Annotated in this window: 19 protein-coding genes; 9 read left to right on the forward strand and 10 right to left on the reverse strand. The window is 68.9% G+C overall.

Going from position 1 to position 14,437, the window contains the following annotated elements; all coding sequences use genetic code 11:
* Positions 1–39 precede the first annotated feature (39 nt).
* Genes DL991_RS25440 through DL991_RS25450 form a run of 3 tightly spaced genes read left to right on the forward strand, consistent with a single transcriptional unit; the run spans position 40 to position 1,514 of the window.
* Positions 40–501, forward strand: coding sequence for a nuclear transport factor 2 family protein (locus tag DL991_RS25440; RefSeq protein WP_233598970.1), 462 nt, complete (start codon positions 40–42; stop codon positions 499–501).
* Positions 479–1,135, forward strand: a complete 657-nt coding sequence (gene lexA, locus DL991_RS25445; protein ID WP_125786827.1) for a transcriptional repressor LexA — start codon at positions 479–481, stop codon at positions 1,133–1,135. The genes DL991_RS25440 and lexA overlap by 23 nt, the downstream gene beginning before the upstream one ends.
* Before the next feature lie 37 nt (positions 1,136–1,172).
* Positions 1,173–1,514: a VOC family protein gene (locus tag DL991_RS25450; protein WP_125786828.1), complete on the forward strand. Its 342-nt coding sequence runs from the start codon at positions 1,173–1,175 to the stop codon at positions 1,512–1,514.
* A 2-nt stretch (positions 1,515–1,516) separates the two neighbouring features.
* Here the strand turns inward: DL991_RS25450 and DL991_RS25455 are convergent, their stop codons facing one another.
* Complete coding sequence (locus DL991_RS25455) at positions 1,517–1,864, reverse strand: DoxX family protein (protein ID WP_125786829.1); 348 nt, start codon at positions 1,862–1,864, stop codon at positions 1,517–1,519.
* 171 nt (positions 1,865–2,035) lie between these two features.
* Here DL991_RS25455 and DL991_RS25460 point away from each other — a divergent pair, with 171 nt between their 5' ends.
* The 4 genes from DL991_RS25460 to DL991_RS25475 are packed head-to-tail and all read left to right on the forward strand — an operon-like array spanning position 2,036 to position 5,098.
* On the forward strand, positions 2,036–2,644 hold the full coding sequence (locus tag DL991_RS25460) for a TetR/AcrR family transcriptional regulator (RefSeq protein ID WP_125786830.1): 609 nt from the start codon (positions 2,036–2,038) through the stop codon (positions 2,642–2,644).
* Between the two features lies 1 nt (position 2,645).
* Positions 2,646–3,302, forward strand: a complete 657-nt coding sequence (locus tag DL991_RS25465) for an enoyl-CoA hydratase-related protein (RefSeq protein WP_125786831.1) — start codon at positions 2,646–2,648, stop codon at positions 3,300–3,302.
* Between the two features lie 18 nt (positions 3,303–3,320).
* Positions 3,321–4,298, forward strand: a complete 978-nt coding sequence (locus DL991_RS25470; protein WP_370307585.1) for a sigma-70 family RNA polymerase sigma factor — start codon at positions 3,321–3,323, stop codon at positions 4,296–4,298.
* Between the two features lie 20 nt (positions 4,299–4,318).
* Positions 4,319–5,098 (forward strand): alpha/beta hydrolase, encoded by a 780-nt coding sequence (locus tag DL991_RS25475; RefSeq protein WP_233598971.1) that lies wholly within the window; start codon positions 4,319–4,321, stop codon positions 5,096–5,098.
* Between the two features lie 5 nt (positions 5,099–5,103).
* On the opposite strand, the gene DL991_RS25480 is transcribed toward DL991_RS25475, so the two are convergent.
* Entirely contained in the window at positions 5,104–6,090 is a 987-nt protein-coding gene (locus DL991_RS25480) for an acyl-CoA desaturase (RefSeq protein ID WP_199746391.1), read from the reverse strand.
* Positions 6,091–6,547: 457 nt separating this feature from the next.
* Positions 6,548–7,399, reverse strand: coding sequence for a nitroreductase/quinone reductase family protein (locus DL991_RS25485; protein WP_125786832.1), 852 nt, complete (start codon positions 7,397–7,399; stop codon positions 6,548–6,550).
* A 332-nt stretch (positions 7,400–7,731) separates the two neighbouring features.
* Here DL991_RS25485 and DL991_RS25490 point away from each other — a divergent pair, with 332 nt between their 5' ends.
* Complete coding sequence (locus DL991_RS25490) at positions 7,732–8,253, forward strand: N-acetyltransferase (RefSeq protein WP_125786833.1); 522 nt, start codon at positions 7,732–7,734, stop codon at positions 8,251–8,253.
* Here the strand turns inward: DL991_RS25490 and DL991_RS25495 are convergent, their stop codons facing one another.
* Positions 8,254–8,679, reverse strand: a complete 426-nt coding sequence (locus tag DL991_RS25495) for a thioesterase family protein (RefSeq protein ID WP_125786834.1) — start codon at positions 8,677–8,679, stop codon at positions 8,254–8,256.
* A gap of 1 nt (position 8,680) precedes the next feature.
* Positions 8,681–9,484, reverse strand: coding sequence for an AraC family transcriptional regulator (locus DL991_RS25500; RefSeq protein ID WP_125786835.1), 804 nt, complete (start codon positions 9,482–9,484; stop codon positions 8,681–8,683).
* A gap of 66 nt (positions 9,485–9,550) precedes the next feature.
* Here DL991_RS25500 and DL991_RS25505 point away from each other — a divergent pair, with 66 nt between their 5' ends.
* Positions 9,551–10,270: a hypothetical protein gene (locus tag DL991_RS25505; protein ID WP_125786836.1), complete on the forward strand. Its 720-nt coding sequence runs from the start codon at positions 9,551–9,553 to the stop codon at positions 10,268–10,270.
* 6 nt (positions 10,271–10,276) lie between these two features.
* On the opposite strand, the gene DL991_RS25510 is transcribed toward DL991_RS25505, so the two are convergent.
* From DL991_RS25510 to DL991_RS25530, 5 genes are read right to left on the reverse strand one after another with little or no spacing between them, the layout of a single operon-like run.
* Positions 10,277–10,651: a DUF427 domain-containing protein gene (locus tag DL991_RS25510; protein ID WP_125786837.1), complete on the reverse strand. Its 375-nt coding sequence runs from the start codon at positions 10,649–10,651 to the stop codon at positions 10,277–10,279.
* A 37-nt stretch (positions 10,652–10,688) separates the two neighbouring features.
* A complete protein-coding gene (locus DL991_RS25515) occupies positions 10,689–11,453 on the reverse strand; it encodes an HAD family acid phosphatase (RefSeq protein ID WP_125786838.1) in 765 nt (254 codons plus the stop codon).
* An 11-nt stretch (positions 11,454–11,464) separates the two neighbouring features.
* A complete protein-coding gene (locus DL991_RS25520) occupies positions 11,465–12,634 on the reverse strand; it encodes a class I SAM-dependent methyltransferase (protein WP_125786839.1) in 1,170 nt (389 codons plus the stop codon).
* Position 12,635: 1 nt separating this feature from the next.
* Complete coding sequence (locus tag DL991_RS25525; protein ID WP_125786840.1) at positions 12,636–13,598, reverse strand: class I SAM-dependent methyltransferase; 963 nt, start codon at positions 13,596–13,598, stop codon at positions 12,636–12,638.
* A 5-nt stretch (positions 13,599–13,603) separates the two neighbouring features.
* Entirely contained in the window at positions 13,604–14,383 is a 780-nt protein-coding gene (locus tag DL991_RS25530) for an enoyl-CoA hydratase/isomerase family protein (RefSeq protein WP_005167845.1), read from the reverse strand.
* Positions 14,384–14,437: the final 54 nt, after the last annotated feature.

The raw sequence follows: 14,437 nt of genomic DNA on the forward strand, positions 1-14,437 counted from the left end.
CGCCAGCGCCCGGACACGCGGCGCACCACAGTGGTCGTCGTGACATCGACAACGGACGCCCTGTCCGTACTCAAAGGCATGTACGCGGCGGAAGCCGGCTACTTCGCGGCGGGCGGCCCCGGCAAGGCGACCTTCGCGCCGCTCGCCCCGTTCTTCTCGCCCGACGTGGTGCTGCACCAGGCGGACGGCCTGCCCTACGGCGGAATCTGGCGCGGTCACGAAGGCCTGGAACGGTTCTTCGCCGCCATGGGCGACACCTGGGCGGTCTTCGACATGGTGGAGCAGAGCTTCCTGAGCGAGAGCAGCCCACTGGTCGTCCTGACCCGGGTGCACGTCCGCGCGAGGACCACCGGACGTGAGCTGGATTTCCCGATCCTGCAGACGATCACCGTCGAGGACGGGCGCATCACCGAGGTGCGGCCGTTCTACTGGGACACCGCGGCGATCGCGGCGGCCTGCACGAACTACCATTCCGCTGATGACCGCCTACCACGATCTTGAGCTGTTCGAGGAAGCCGCTTCCCTGCCGGAGCGCCAGCAGAAGATCCTGCTGACCATCCGCGAATGGGTGGTGGAGCACGGGTACTCGCCGAGCACGCGCGAGATCGGTGACGCGGTCGGGCTGCGTTCGACGTCCTCGGTGTCGAAGCATCTGGCGGCCTTGGAGGAAAAGGGTTTCCTTCGCCGCAGCAGCTCGATCTCCCGGCCCATAGACGTCCGCGCGTTCCTGCACGGCACCACATCGCGGGAATCCACAGAGGACTCGGTGCCGGTCCCCGTCGTCGGTGACATCGCCGCGGGAACGCCGATCTCGGCCGTCGAACACGTCGACGACGTGATGACCCTTCCGCGTGAACTCACCGGCCGGGGCAACGTCTTCGGCCTGCGGGTGCGCGGTGACTCGATGATCGACGCGGCGATCTGCGACGGCGACATCGTCGTGGTGAAGCAGCAGCAGGAAGCGCACTCCGGCCAGATCGTCGCCGCGATGATCGACGAGGAGGCCACGGTCAAGGTGTACCGCCGCCGCGACGACCACGTGTACCTCGAACCGCGCAACCCCGCCTACGACGTCATCGACGGAGACCGCGCGACCGTGCTGGGCGTCGTGGTTTCCGTGCTGCGCAGCGTCTGAGCGATTCCTGTCGGTGGCCCGGAGTAGGTTCCGGTCCATGTACGAAATCGACTTCGTCGAGTTTCCGTCCGGCTCGGCCGCGGACTCGAGCCGGTTCTTCGAAAAGGCCTTCGGGTGGACGGCGACGTCGTACGGCCCGACGTATTCCGACGTCCAGAGCGGTGGTGTGGTCTCGTTCGGTTTCCAGCAGGACACCGCGCAGCAGACGGTCGCGCCGCTGGTGACGATCCGCACCGAAGACCTCGAGCGGGCAAGGGGTTCCGTCGAGGCCGCGGGCGGAGTCGTCACGGTCGAGCCGTTCTCGTTCCCCGGCGGGCGCCGGTTCCACTTCCGCGAGCCCGGCGGCGCCGAACTCGCGGTGTGGACCCCGGATTCCTGACTTCAGGCGGCGAATCCCAGCACCAACGAGGCGGCGACGGGCGCCAGGTACATCAGCGGGAACACGACGTGCGACGGCCAGTGCGCGCGGAGCACGGTGATCACGGCACCGGTGAAGTAGAGCACCAGTCCGATCCCGGCCGCGACGCCGAGCGCGGGCACCCACAGGCCGGCGATCAGGCCGAGCGCGCCCGCGGCCTTGGCGACGCCGAGCGGCGTCCACCAGCCGCGGGGGACGCTGTAGTCGGCCAGCGGCTGAACGACCCACTTGGCACGGAAGAAGATCGAGGCCGCCGAGAAGGCGGCCATGAACGCTCCGACGACGGTGACGATGACATAGGCGGTGGTCATTTCGGTTTCTCCTCGGCTTCTCGGTGATTCGACGGGTTGACCCGCGCCACCGGGCCGATGTGACGACTTCGCCGTGAGGACGTTCGTGAACCACGTCACAGTCCACCTCCGACATATTGGAGCAGCCGCTCTCTTATTGTTTTAGAGCACGTGCTCTGTTACCGTCGGCCCATGCCCCGCCCCCGCGTGCACGACTTGGAAAGGCTGCTCGACGCGGCCGAACGCCTCGTCGTCGAGACGGGCGCCCAAGGCGTCACCGTCCGGTCCCTCGCGGCCGCCGCGGGGGTGTCCAACGGGACGATCTACCACGCTTTCGGCTCGCTCGGCGCCTTGCTGGCCCACGTCTGGCTCCGCGCGGCGGGCGAGTTCCTCGACCTCCAGACCGCTCTCGCGGACGAGGCGGAAGACCCGGTCGCGGCGGTCGTGGCCGCGGCGGGCACACCGGCCGCGTTCGCCCACCCCCGGCCGGAGGCGGCCCGCCTGCTCATCACCGTCAAGAAGGAACAGGTCCTCGGCCCGCAGGTCCCCGAAAACCTCGCCGCCGACTTCCTGGCCCTCGACAAACGCCTGATCGCGTTCCTGGTCGGACTGGCCGTCCGGCTCTGGGACCGGCGCGACGCACAGGCCGTCGAAGTGCTGACAGCCTGCGTGGTCGATCTGCCGACGGCCCTGTTCCGCCGCGCGTTCGCCGCGGGCGAGCCGATCTCCGAAGACTCCCGGGCCCGGCTCGCCACCTCGGTCCGCGCCATACTCCTGCTCCCACCCCCACGGAAGGACTGACATGCCCACTCTGCGTCAAGACGCCCCGGTGTTCCTGCTGGACCTCGGCGACGACGAGAACCGTTTCTCGCCGTCCTGGCTGGAAACCGTCCATTCCCAGCTGGACACCGTCGTCGCCTATCCGGATCCGGCGGTGCTGGTCACCGTGGGGTCGGGCAAGTTCTACTCGAACGGCCTCGACCTCGAATGGCTCACCAGCAACCCCACGCAGGCGGCGCAGTACGTCGCAGACGTCCACGAACTGCTGGCCCGTGTGCTCACCCTCGGCGTGCACACGGTCGCCGCGATCAACGGGCACGCCTTCGGCGCCGGTGCCATGCTCGCGATGGCGCACGACTTCCGGGTGATGCGCGCCGACCGCGGGTACTTCTGCTTCCCCGAAGCGGATATCAACATCCCGTTCACACCGGGGATGGCGGCGTTGATCCAGGGCAAGCTCACCCCCGCCGCCGCGATCGCGTCGATGACCACGGGACGGCGGTTCGGCGGCACGGACGCGCGCGACCTGGGCCTCGTGGACGCCGTCGCCGAGAAGCCCGCGCTGCTGGAGTACGCGACGGACCTCGTCCGCCCGCTGGCCGGGAAGGACCGCGGCACGCTGTCCGCGATCAAGACGACGATGTTCACCCCTGCCGTGACAGCGCTTCGCGCCAAGTAAAGGGCACAATCGTCGACTGTGAGTGAAGATGTCCTGCGCACCGACGAGGCGGAGTTCAACCGCGTGGTGGAGCCACTGCGCCGCGAACTGCACGCCCACTGCTACCGCATGCTCGGCTCGACCCACGACGCCGACGACGCGTTGCAGGACGCGCTTCTCCGGGCTTGGCGGGGGTTGGCACGCTTCGAGGGGCGCAGCTCGATGCGGACCTGGCTCTACACCGTCGCCACCCGCACCTGCCTCGACGTCGCGGCCGCGCGCGGGAAGCGGGCCCTGCCGATGGACCTCGGCCCGTCGAGCGAGCGAGTGGTGATCGAAGAGGCCCCGGTGACCGAAGTGGCGTGGCTCGGCCCGTACCCCGGCGGGAGCAGGCCGGACGTCCGGTACGAGCAGCGCGAGGCCGTCGAGCTGGCGTTCGTCGCCGCGCTGCAGCATCTGCCGGGCAACCAGCGGGCCGCCCTGCTGCTCTTCGACGTCCTCGGCTTCTCCGCTGCCGAAATCGCGTCCACAATGGACACTTCGGTGGCGGCGGTGACCAGCGCGCTGCAACGCGCCCGGGCGATCGTCGCCGAGAAGGTCCCGCCGTCCGACCGGCAGCAGACGCTGCGGAAGCTCGATGATCCCCGGGTCCGCGAGATCGCCGCGGGCTTCGCCTCCGCGCTGGACCGCGGCGATGCCGACGCGCTCGTGGCGTTGCTGACCGAGGACGTCACGTGGTCCATGCCGCCGTTCGCACACTGGTACCGCGGCATCGAGGCCGTGTCCCGCTTCGCCGTCGAGGTCCCGATCGGCCGGTGCCCGAGCTGGCGCACCGAGGTCGTCACCGCCAACGGGCAGCCCGCCGTCGCCTGCTACCTCGGCGAAGCGGCCGACGCCGTCCACCATGGCTGGTCGATCAACGTGCTGTCCCTCCGCGGCGATCGGATCCGCGAGATCACCTCGTTCATCGACGCGGACCTGTTCGCGAAATTCGACCTGCCCCCGACGAAGCCCTGAGTACCGCACGAGGAAAGGCGTTGCTCGCACTGGCGGTGGCCGTCACCCTCGTCGGTGTGGTCTTCGGTGGTGTGTTCGCCTTCCAGCGCAAGCTGATCTACCTCCCCGAGGCAGGTCCGCCGCCCGGCGCCGCCGTCGTCCTGCCCGGCGGCAGAGACGTCACGCTCACGACCTCGGACGGACTGAGCCTCGCGAGCTGGTACTTCCCGGTCGCCGGCGCGAAGGCGGCCGTGCTGGTCGCACCGGGCAACGCCGGGAACCGGGCGTACCGCGCGCCGATGGCCCGCGCGCTGACCGCACGCGGGCTCTCGGTGCTGCTACTGGAGTATCGCGGCTACGGGGGCAATCCCGGCGAGCCGTCCGAGGACGGGCTCAAGCTGGACGTCCGCGCCGCACAGGATTTCCTGGTCCGTGAGGCCGGCGCACCGCTGGTCTACTTCGGCGAGAGCCTGGGCTCCGCGGTCGTCACCGAACTGGCCGTCGAACGTCCGCCGTCCGCGCTCGTGCTGCGCTCGCCGTTCGTCGACCTCGCGTCGGTCGGGCAGCTGCACTATCCGTTCCTGCCGGTCCGTTGGCTGCTGCGGGACGACTTCCCGACCAGGGACAACGTCGCGCGTGTGAAGGCGCCGGTGACCGTCGTCTTCGGGGCCACGGACTCGATCGTCCCGGCACAGCAGAGCCGTGACGTGGCACGGGCCGCCGGCGCGAGGACGGTCGAAGTCCCCGGCGCCGATCACAACGACCCGGCGTTGTCCGACGGGCCGGAACTGATCGACGCCATCGCGAGCGCTATCCGCTGACGGGCTCAGGCCCGCTTCGCGGTCCGGCGCAGCGACAGGGAGTGGCCGGGGTTGAGTTTGCGGCCGAGCCGATCGGCCTTCGGCCAGCGGACGTCCGTCGCCCAGCCCGCCTTCTCGAACAGCCAGATCAGCCGCGCCGAGATGTCGAGCTGACCTCGGCGGACACCGTGCCGGGCGCCGGTGGGGTCGGCGTGGTGGGAGTTGTGCCATGACTCGCCCATGGACGCGATGGCGAGCGGCCAGAAGTTCGCGGATTTGTCGCGGGCGGCGAACGGGCGGTCGCCGATCATGTGACACAGCGAGTTCACCGACCAGGTGACGTGGTGCAGCAGCGCCACGCGGACCAGGCTCGCCCAGAAGAACGCGGTGACCGCGCCCCACCACGACATCGTGATCACGCCGCCGAGGACGGCGGGCGCGAGCAGCGTCACGACGGTGAGCAGCGGGAACAGGCGATCGATCCGGGCGATGTCACGGTCGGCGAGCAGGTCCGGAGCGAACCGCTGCGCGTTGGTCTTCTCACGGTCGAACAGCCAGCCCATGTGGGCGTGCCAGAAGCCGCGGGCCAGCGCGGCCGGGGTGGTGCCGAACCGCCACGGGGAGTGCGGGTCGCCCTCGCGGTCGGCGAAGGCGTGGTGGCGCCTGTGGTCGGCGACCCAGCCGATGACCGGGCCCTGCATGGCCATGCTGCCGGCGACCGCGAGGGCGATCCGCAGGCCGCGGTTGGCCTTGAAGGCGCCGTGGGTGAAGTAGCGGTGGAAACCGATGGTCACGCCGAGGCCGGTGAGGAAGTAGAACCCGGCGGCCAGGCCGAGGTCCACCCAGCCGAGCCCCCAGCCCCACGCGAACGGGACGGAAGCGGCCAGTGCCAGCAGCGGCACCACCGCGAACAGCTTGACGAGAAAGTTTTCGGTGTTGGTCTGCTCCCCGGACAACAGGGGCTGTGGCGCCTGCCTCTCTACGCTGTCCGGGTGGTTTAGAACTGAAGTCATATCGTCACTTCTTGTCGATTGCCAGGACTGGACCGGCTGTTTCAGCCGGTGTCACGGCGCGACGCGAAGAAGGCGACGCCCGCGACGAATTCTGCGCGAACGTGCTTGGACAACACGACACCCAAAACGTTGGTCTACTCCGTCAACGAACGGCGTCGGCCGAAGGTTCCGGTGTGGGATAAGAAGGTTCGCGAAAAAGATCCATGTATCGCTCCCCTTGAGGGGTCGCGGGATCCTGTCGCTCGACCTCGGTGTCGAGCGGGTGGCTGAACAGCGCACTGTCGGTGCTGTGAGTTTTGACGGTGAAACCTTTCGGAGGGACCGCTGGTTCGCGGTCATCGGCGAGGCCGGGGGCGAATTCCACCCGCCTCGTGCCGGATCGGCGTCGCGCTGTGAAGGCGCTGCCACTTACTACGATACACGCCCCGGGGCCGAAACCCCAGGGCGTCCGCACCGATCAGCCGGGCGCCGTCACGTTGAGTGCCGTCACGACCGTTCGCTCTTCGTGAGCGAAATGCGCTTCGAGCTTCCCCGCGAGCTCGTCGAAGTCGTCGCGCAGGCGAACGGGGTCACTCTCCCCGTGGACGTAGCCCTCCACGAGCTTGCGAATCCGCTTCTGCAACGTCGCGACGACGACGTGGTCTTCCCCGAGCTTCGTCAGCGTCGGCGCGAGCGCGGGAAACCGTTGGGCCAGCATGGGAAACGCCCCCATGTCCTCGCCGGTATGATGTTTGGTCAGCGCCTCACAGAACGAAACACAGTGTGCCCGCAGGGATTCCCCCATGGTGAGCGAATCCGCGCGGCCCGCCACGAGGTCGTCCACCCCGGCGCGCAGCGTCTTGAGTTCCTCCCGCAGCCAGTCGTGGACCTCCACCAGGAAGTCCCCCATCCCCCGCACCCGGTCGTCGATCCGATACAAGATCACGACCGGCAGCTCACGCGACGTTTTCGCCTGATACTCGGCAAAACCCGGCTCCTCGGCGACAACCCGCGCGAACAACGCGTCACGTTCCGCCGAGGGCGGAACGGCCGCGATCGCTTCGTAGGTCTCGACACCCGTCTCGATCGTGACCCGATGGTCGCGACGGATGTTGTGATACCACGCAGGATGGGCCGGAGCTCCCATGTCGGAAGCGACGACGATGGTCTTGCCGTCGATTTCGAGATACCCCAACGGATTCGTCCGCCGCTTACCACTCTTGGCGCCCGTGGTGGTGAGCAGGATCAGCTTCCACCCCTCGAACATGCCGCCGAGCTTTCCCTTGTTACGCCTGAATTCCTCGATCACCTGGTCGTTGAAGCCGGTCAATGCGTTCCTTTCCCGTCGATGTGTCGACAGGAGGCGCGGAACCAGCACCGGAAGAAGAGCACACGAGCCTTGGCACGCCCGGGTTTCGAGCGCACCGCATGGAGGCGTCATCCCACGACGCGGGGATGACTGAATGCGAGAGACGGTGTGTGCCGATCTCTGGTGGCTGAGTAGCCGCTACCTCCATGCATAGGCCCATACGGGGCTCGGAGACGACGTTAGCACAGGGGCTGACTGTGAAGTGCTCCCAATGTGGCATTGGGGACACGCACCGTCCCCAATGCCACATTGGGGGCATCCCACTCCAACCATCGCCGGGGCATCATCGAGGCATGCCGATCGTCACCGGCCCCGAGCCACTCACGCCGGGCACCACCATCCGCCCGGCCCGCCCGGGCGAGGAGGACGTCGTACTCGACCTTCTGGCCGAGGCCGCCGCCTGGCTGGCGGGGCGCGGAATCCGTCAATGGCCACCGCGCTTCCCGCGGGAATCGGTGCGCGACCAGATCGAGGCGGGCGAAGCGTTGCTGGTCATCGGGCTCGGTAAGCCGATCGCGACCTGCGTGGTGACCGAGGCGGAGCCTGAGCTCTGGGGCGAGACCACGGAACCGGCCTACTACGCGGGCCGCCTCGCGGTCGCGCGGGAGGCGGCCGGGGCCGGGCTCGGGATCCGGATCATCGACTGGGTCGGCGAAAAGGCCGCGGCACGGGGCAAAGCGTTCGTCCGCGTGGCGACCACAAAGGACAACCAGGCCTTGCGCGGGCTCTACGAGCGCGCGGGCTTCGAGCACGTGGCCGACCCACCTTCGGCGAAATGGCCGACCAGCCTCTACGAAAAGCGGGTGGCCACCTGATCACGGCAGACCGAGGATTTCCGGCCGCACCGCGTATTTCCGCCAGTGCAGTCCAGGATCCGGGACCAGCCGCCGCCGTTCGAGATCCAGCAGGCCGGAGAGGCTTTCCACCTCCGCCACCACGGCGCCGTCCGGCGACACGAATTCCTGGACGACCCGTGACACCTTGCCCGGCTCCCAGGTGAACCGGGTCAGGACGTCGATCCGCGCGCGGGCACGGAGCTCGCGGCGGAACCGGATCGTCGTTTCGAGGTTGACCGGGCCGAGGTTCCCGGCCTTGAGCGCCAACGGGTCCACGCCTGCCGCCCACATGCATTCCCAGCGCGCGTGATCGGCGTACGCGAGATAGGCGGGGCCGCGGACGTGCCCGTTGAGGTCGAGGTCGTCCGTGCGGATGTCGATGGTGACGCGGAAAGGTTCGAGCACGTCACGATCTTCGCCTCGGCGGGCCGTCTCGGTCTGGAACGTTTCGGCCAGTCCAGGATCGTACGAGCGCGCCGGGCGAAACGCCGGCCAGCCGACGGCACTCCCGCCCTAGATGGGACTGATCCGCGTAACCCACTTCGGCGGCGACATCGGCAAGCGACGAGCCGTCCTGTACGACGGCCTCGAGCCGCGTGAGGAACCGATGGAACCGCAGCACCCGCTGCAGCTCCTTCGGGCCGACCCCGACGTCGTGCCGCACATGCCGCCGGAGGCCGCGCTCGCTCACTCCCAGCTCCGCGGCCACCTTGTCGGCGCGAGCGCCGGGCGCACGCAACGCGCGGGCGGCCGCGACGGACAACCCGTCCGGCTCGATGTCCCGCAGCCTGTCGGTGACCAGCGCTTCCAGCACCGACCGCGCCTCACCAGGTGTCCCGCACTCGGCCAGTCTGGATTCCGCGCGGCGCGCCCTCGCGGACCACAGGTCGCGCAACGGGGTGGCACCCGCCGCCAGCTCCGTCATCGGCAGTCCCAGCACCGCGCCACCGGCACCGCACCGCAGGCGGAGCCCGACGGTCCAGTCCACCGAAGGCAGCTCGTGCCGCAGCACTCCGCGCACGGTGGTGACCGCGTCAAGCCTTCGCCCGTCCCAGACCAGGTCCACGCAGCCGTCCGGGAACACCCTCAGCGGACGGCTATCGCCCACCACGCCCGTCCAGACGCTCTCGACCACGCCGGCCACGGCATAGGCAGGCGTGCTTTCGCGGTACACCGAACGGCCCGAACGGCGACGCAGCGGAACACCCACGTCGGCAGTATGCCCCCGCCCACCGACAAGATGCGCCGCACATGATCTTGCTGGAGACTTGCCGCCGTGCTGCGACCGGTACTCGACCCGTCCCCCGCCGACTGGATGCTCTCCAGGCTCGGCGGAGCGTTCGGCGCGGCCGGCCGCGCGGTCCCCCGTGGTTACGCCGCCTACGCCCGCGTCTGCCACCCCGCCGAGCGTGACCGCGGCGGCTGGTCGAGCTGGAGCGAGGCCGCGGCGGAGACGGGACGGCGCGCCCACGGCGGCATGCAGTGGCACGCGCTGGTCGGATCCCCGGATCCGGTGAATCTCACCGGCTCGCGCTGGCGCGGCTCCCCACCGGGACGCGGCACGCTGCCTTCACACAGCCTCACCGCTCTGTTGGCCGTTCTCGGCGACCACACGTCCACTTCGGAAGCCTGGTTCTGCCTTTGGGACGGCTACGGCTGGGCCGACGAGGCGACGTTGTCCCGCGAGCACCTCGAAGCGCCGCGCGTGCGACATCCCGGCCGGGACTACCTGCTCTTCCACGGACAGCTGACCTCCGCGACGGAACTCGGCTGGCGACCCCGGCCGAACTGGTTCGAGGCGCAGTCGCCCAACCTGTTCTGGCCGGACGACCGCGCCTGGTGCGTGGCCACCGAGGTCGACTTCGATTCGACCCTCGTCGCGGGCGAGGAGGCCCTCGTCGACGCCCTGGTCAAGGCACCGGGGCTGGAGGTCTGGCGGATCGAATCCGACACCTCGCTCGCGGCCGACGGGGACCGGATCAACCAGCTGCCGTGAGGCGGCTCAGCGCTCTTCGATCGCGTCCACCTTCGACGGGTAGAACGCCACGTGGTCCTTGATCTCGGCGACCGCGTCGTGCGGCGCCTCGTAGGTCCAGACGGCGTTCTCGGCGACGCCGTCGCCGGTGCGGACGCTGTAGTACGCCGCGTCACCCTTGAACGGGCAGTACGTCGAGTGTTCCGTCCGCTCCAGCACGCCGAAGTCGACGTCGGCACGTGGGATGTACTGCGCGGGCGGATAGTTCGCCTCCCGCAGCGTGAGCGCGTTCGCGCTGTCCGCCACGACCTTCCCGCCGATCGTGACGACCACTCGCGCCTCGTTCGGCGCCACCGTGATCGGGTGGTCCGCGCTGGGCTTCAACACCTTTTTGTCAGACATACCGGGCACAGCGACGCCGAACGCGCGGATATTCCCCTCAGGGCAGGTAGTACATCGGATTCGGCAGCTTGACCGGGAACTCGGCGTATCCGCCTTCGAGGTCGCTGAACTGGTCGCCGAAGTTGGCCAGGATGGTCGCGCCGGTCGAGGCGATGTGCTTCCGCGTGCCCGCTTTGTACTGGACGGTGGTGCAGGTCAGCCCGCACGGCAGGTAGTCCGGCGCGGTGGTCTTCGGTTTGAAGAACGCCCCCGACGGCGCCGGGTAGCCCTCGTTCGCGAGGTTCTTGAGCGACTGCGGACCCTGGAACTCGTTGCGCCCGGTCAGGAAGTAGATCTTCACGCCGCGCTGCGCGGCCCAGTTCGCCAGCTCCAGCACCGGCTTGTTCGCGACGAACGTGCCCTTGTCGATCGCTTCCTGCTGCTTCTTCGGGTCGAAGCCGAAGTCGTTGTCGGCTTCCCAGCCGTAGGTGACCTCGGCGGTGTCGTCGACGTCGAACACGACGGCGGGCTTCTTCACGCCGCGGTCCAGCCTTCGGGTGAGGTAGCGCTTGGCGTCCTCGACCTGGCGTTCGGTGTCGGAGACGAACCGGCTGCCGTCGGAGTACCGGTGCTTGCCGTCGCTGCCGACGACATCGCCGTAGTAGGCCTTCACGTCGAGCTTGACCTGGCCGATGTTGGCGGGCTCGTGGCCGTGTCGCCAGGCGGCGTCGCCGGTGTTCGCGACGGCGGTGGCGCCGCCGGCGAGAACGGCCCCGGCGGCCGCGGCGGCGGCCAGTTTCAGCAGACCGGTGAACCGGCTCATGGAAATGCTCCTCACGTCAGCTGTGCGCGGCAAAGGAACGCTACTCCAGAACGACCGATTCTGGTCAGTACCAAAGTAGCTTCTTCACCACCGCGCGGTTTCAGCTTGCGCCGCAAGGCATCCGGGTCTATGTCGAGACCGCGGACGAGGATTTCCAAACGACCGATATCGTGTTTTTTCAGCAATACACGAAGATTCTTCTCGCTGTACGGTCCGTGCTCGAACACCCGGAACGCCCGGATTCCCGGCGGCGGGACGTCGCCGGTCAGATACGCGATCCGTTCGTCGAGTTGCCACAGGCCGTGCCGCGCCGCGTAATGCCGCACGAGTCCGGCCCGGACGACGGCGCCGTCCGGGTCGACGATCCATTCACCCGGCTCACGCAGGGGAATTCCGTCGGGATCCGCGTCGGTGACCGTCCACTGTGTACCGTCCGAACGCAACACCGTCGCGCGGCGCGACACCGTCGAGCCCACACCGCGCCACAGGCACGCCTCACGGACTTGACCGTCCAAAGAGACCAGTTCGACCTCGTCCGCCCACGGCGCGATGGAGAAATCGAGACCCGGCGCGCATTTCACCGAAAGCTCGCGGCCGGCGTACGACTCGACCAGGCCGTCCAACGGCGGCAGGAAATCGGCGGGCTTCCACGCCCGGCGCCCGGCGGAGTCGCGGCGGGCGGGATCGGCGACGACGACCGAATCCCGGCTGACCGGCCGCAGCGCGTCCGCCCTGAGCAATCCCACCGAAACCCCGGCTTCGAGTGCGTTGTGCCGCGCCATCGCCAGCCGGACCTCGTCCAGATCCGAGCCCAGTGTCCGGGAGGCGACGCGGGCGATCTCGATCAGGTCCGCGCCGACGGAACAGGTCACGTCGTGGACGTCGCGACCGGCCAGCCGCGAAGCCCGGTGCCGGGCGACCAGTGTGGCGCTGGCCTGCTGGAGGGCGTCACCGGTGAAGAGCCACGAGTCCGCGGAGTCCAGTTTGGCCGACGACTTCCGCCGCAGCACCACCGTTTCCAGTACCGCGGCCGCGTGGTCCGGGGCGATCCGGCGCACGGCGGCGACGTCGGCGATGCGGGTCTTGTCGGTCAGCGGCAGGGACGAGCATTCGGCGAGCGCCGCGCTTCCCGCGCCGGAGCGCAGGAAGGCGACGTCGTCGAGGGTGAACTGGTACGGCAACCTACGATCGCTTGGTACCGGTGATCATCACGTTGTAGAACAGTTCGCGCGGCAGCAGCTTGGCGAGCAGCTTCTTGTCCAAAGCGGACAGTCGCAGCCAGAGCCGATACGCGAACAGGCGCCAGCGCAGCGTCAGTTTCTCCTGCGGCACGGCGGCTTCGAAGGTCCGGATCGGCCAGCCCGCCAGCGCGGCGGCGAACTCCTCGGTGACCGCGCGGACGTCCTGCGCGCCCGCGCCGCGCGCCATCGACTCGAGATCGGACGGGTCGAAGGTGTGGATGTCGACCACGGCCTCCAGCGCGGCCGCACGGGAGGACTCGTCGAGTTCCTCCTGCGGGCGGCGCCAGCCGTTCAGCACCGGGAGCTTGGTCAGGTTGGTGGTGAGGTACCACGTGAACTGGCCGAGCTTGCGCGCGTAGAAGTCGCCGACCTTCGTCGGCTCGCCCGCGAAGACGAACCGCCCACCCGGCTTCAGCACCCGCAGCACTTCGGCGAACGCCGCGCGGACGTCCGGGATGTGGTGCAGCACGGCGTGTCCGACGACGAGGTCGAAACTGTTGTCCTCGTACGGGATCCGCTCCGCGTCGGCGACCCGGCCGTCGACGTCGAGGCCGAGGTTCTCGGCGTTGCGCAGCGCGACCTGGACCATGCCCGGCGAGAGGTCGGTGACCGAACCCTTCTTGATCACCCCGCCCTGCATCAGGTTCAGCAGGAAGAAACCGGTGCCGCTGCCCAATTCCATCGCGGTCGGGTACGGCTGGCCGTCCTCACCGGCGACGGCGTTGAACACGTCCGTCGCGTAGGAGATGCAGCGCTCGTCGTAGGAGATGGACCACTTCTCGTCGTAGGTCCCGGCTTCCCAGTCGTGGTAGAGGACGTTGGCGAGCTTGGGGTCGTCGAAGGCGGCCTTGACCTCTTCGGCGGTGGCGTGCGGGTTCGGCGCCGGATCGTTCACCTGCGTCATCGCGCTTACTTCCCCTCGAAGGTGGCCTTGCCAGGGCCGTTTTCGATGAACGACTTCATACCGTTGCGCTGGTCCTCGGTCGCCCAGAGCGCGGCGAAGAGGTGGGATTCGAGCTTGAGACCGCTCGCGAGGTCGGTGTCGAGACCGCCGTCGATCGCGGCCTTCGCGGCGCGGAGCGCCACGGCGGGACCGTTCGCGAACTGCGACGCCCACTTGTGCGCGGCGGCGTAGACGTCGTCCGGCGCGACGACCTCGTCGAGAATGCCCAGCGCGAGGGCCTCCTCGGCCTTAACGAAACGGCCGGTGAACACGAGGTCCTTGGTCTTGCTCGGGCCGATGAGCCGCGCCAGGCGCTGCGTGCCACCGGCGCCGGGGATGACGCCGAGCTGGATCTCCGGCTGGCCGACCTTGACGTTGTCGCCGGCGATCCGGCGGTCGGCGGTCAGCGCGAGTTCGAGCCCGCCGCCCAGCGCGTAGCCGGTGATGGCCGCGACGACCGGCTTCGGGATGTTCGCGATGGTGGCCAGCGACGCCGTCAGCGCCGCGCCGAACTTCGCGATCTCCGGATAGGTGCGCTCGGCCATCTCCTTGATGTCCGCGCCGCCCGCGAAGGTCTTCTCACCGCCGTAAAGGATCACGGCGCGCACGTCGTCGCGCTCGGAGGCCTCACGGGCCGCTTCGGCCAGCTCGGCCTGCACCTGGTTGTTCAGCGCGTTGACCGGCGGGCGGTCCAGCCGGATCGTCCCGACCCCGCCTTCGACCTCGAGACTTACGAACTCTCCCACGCCGTCCTCCTTAACCGTCCAAGACAGATTGCAGGCTACCGGTCAGTACGACCC

It is taken from the genome of Amycolatopsis sp. WAC 01375 (genome assembly GCF_003947325.1).
GTDB lineage: Bacteria > Actinomycetota > Actinomycetes > Mycobacteriales > Pseudonocardiaceae > Amycolatopsis.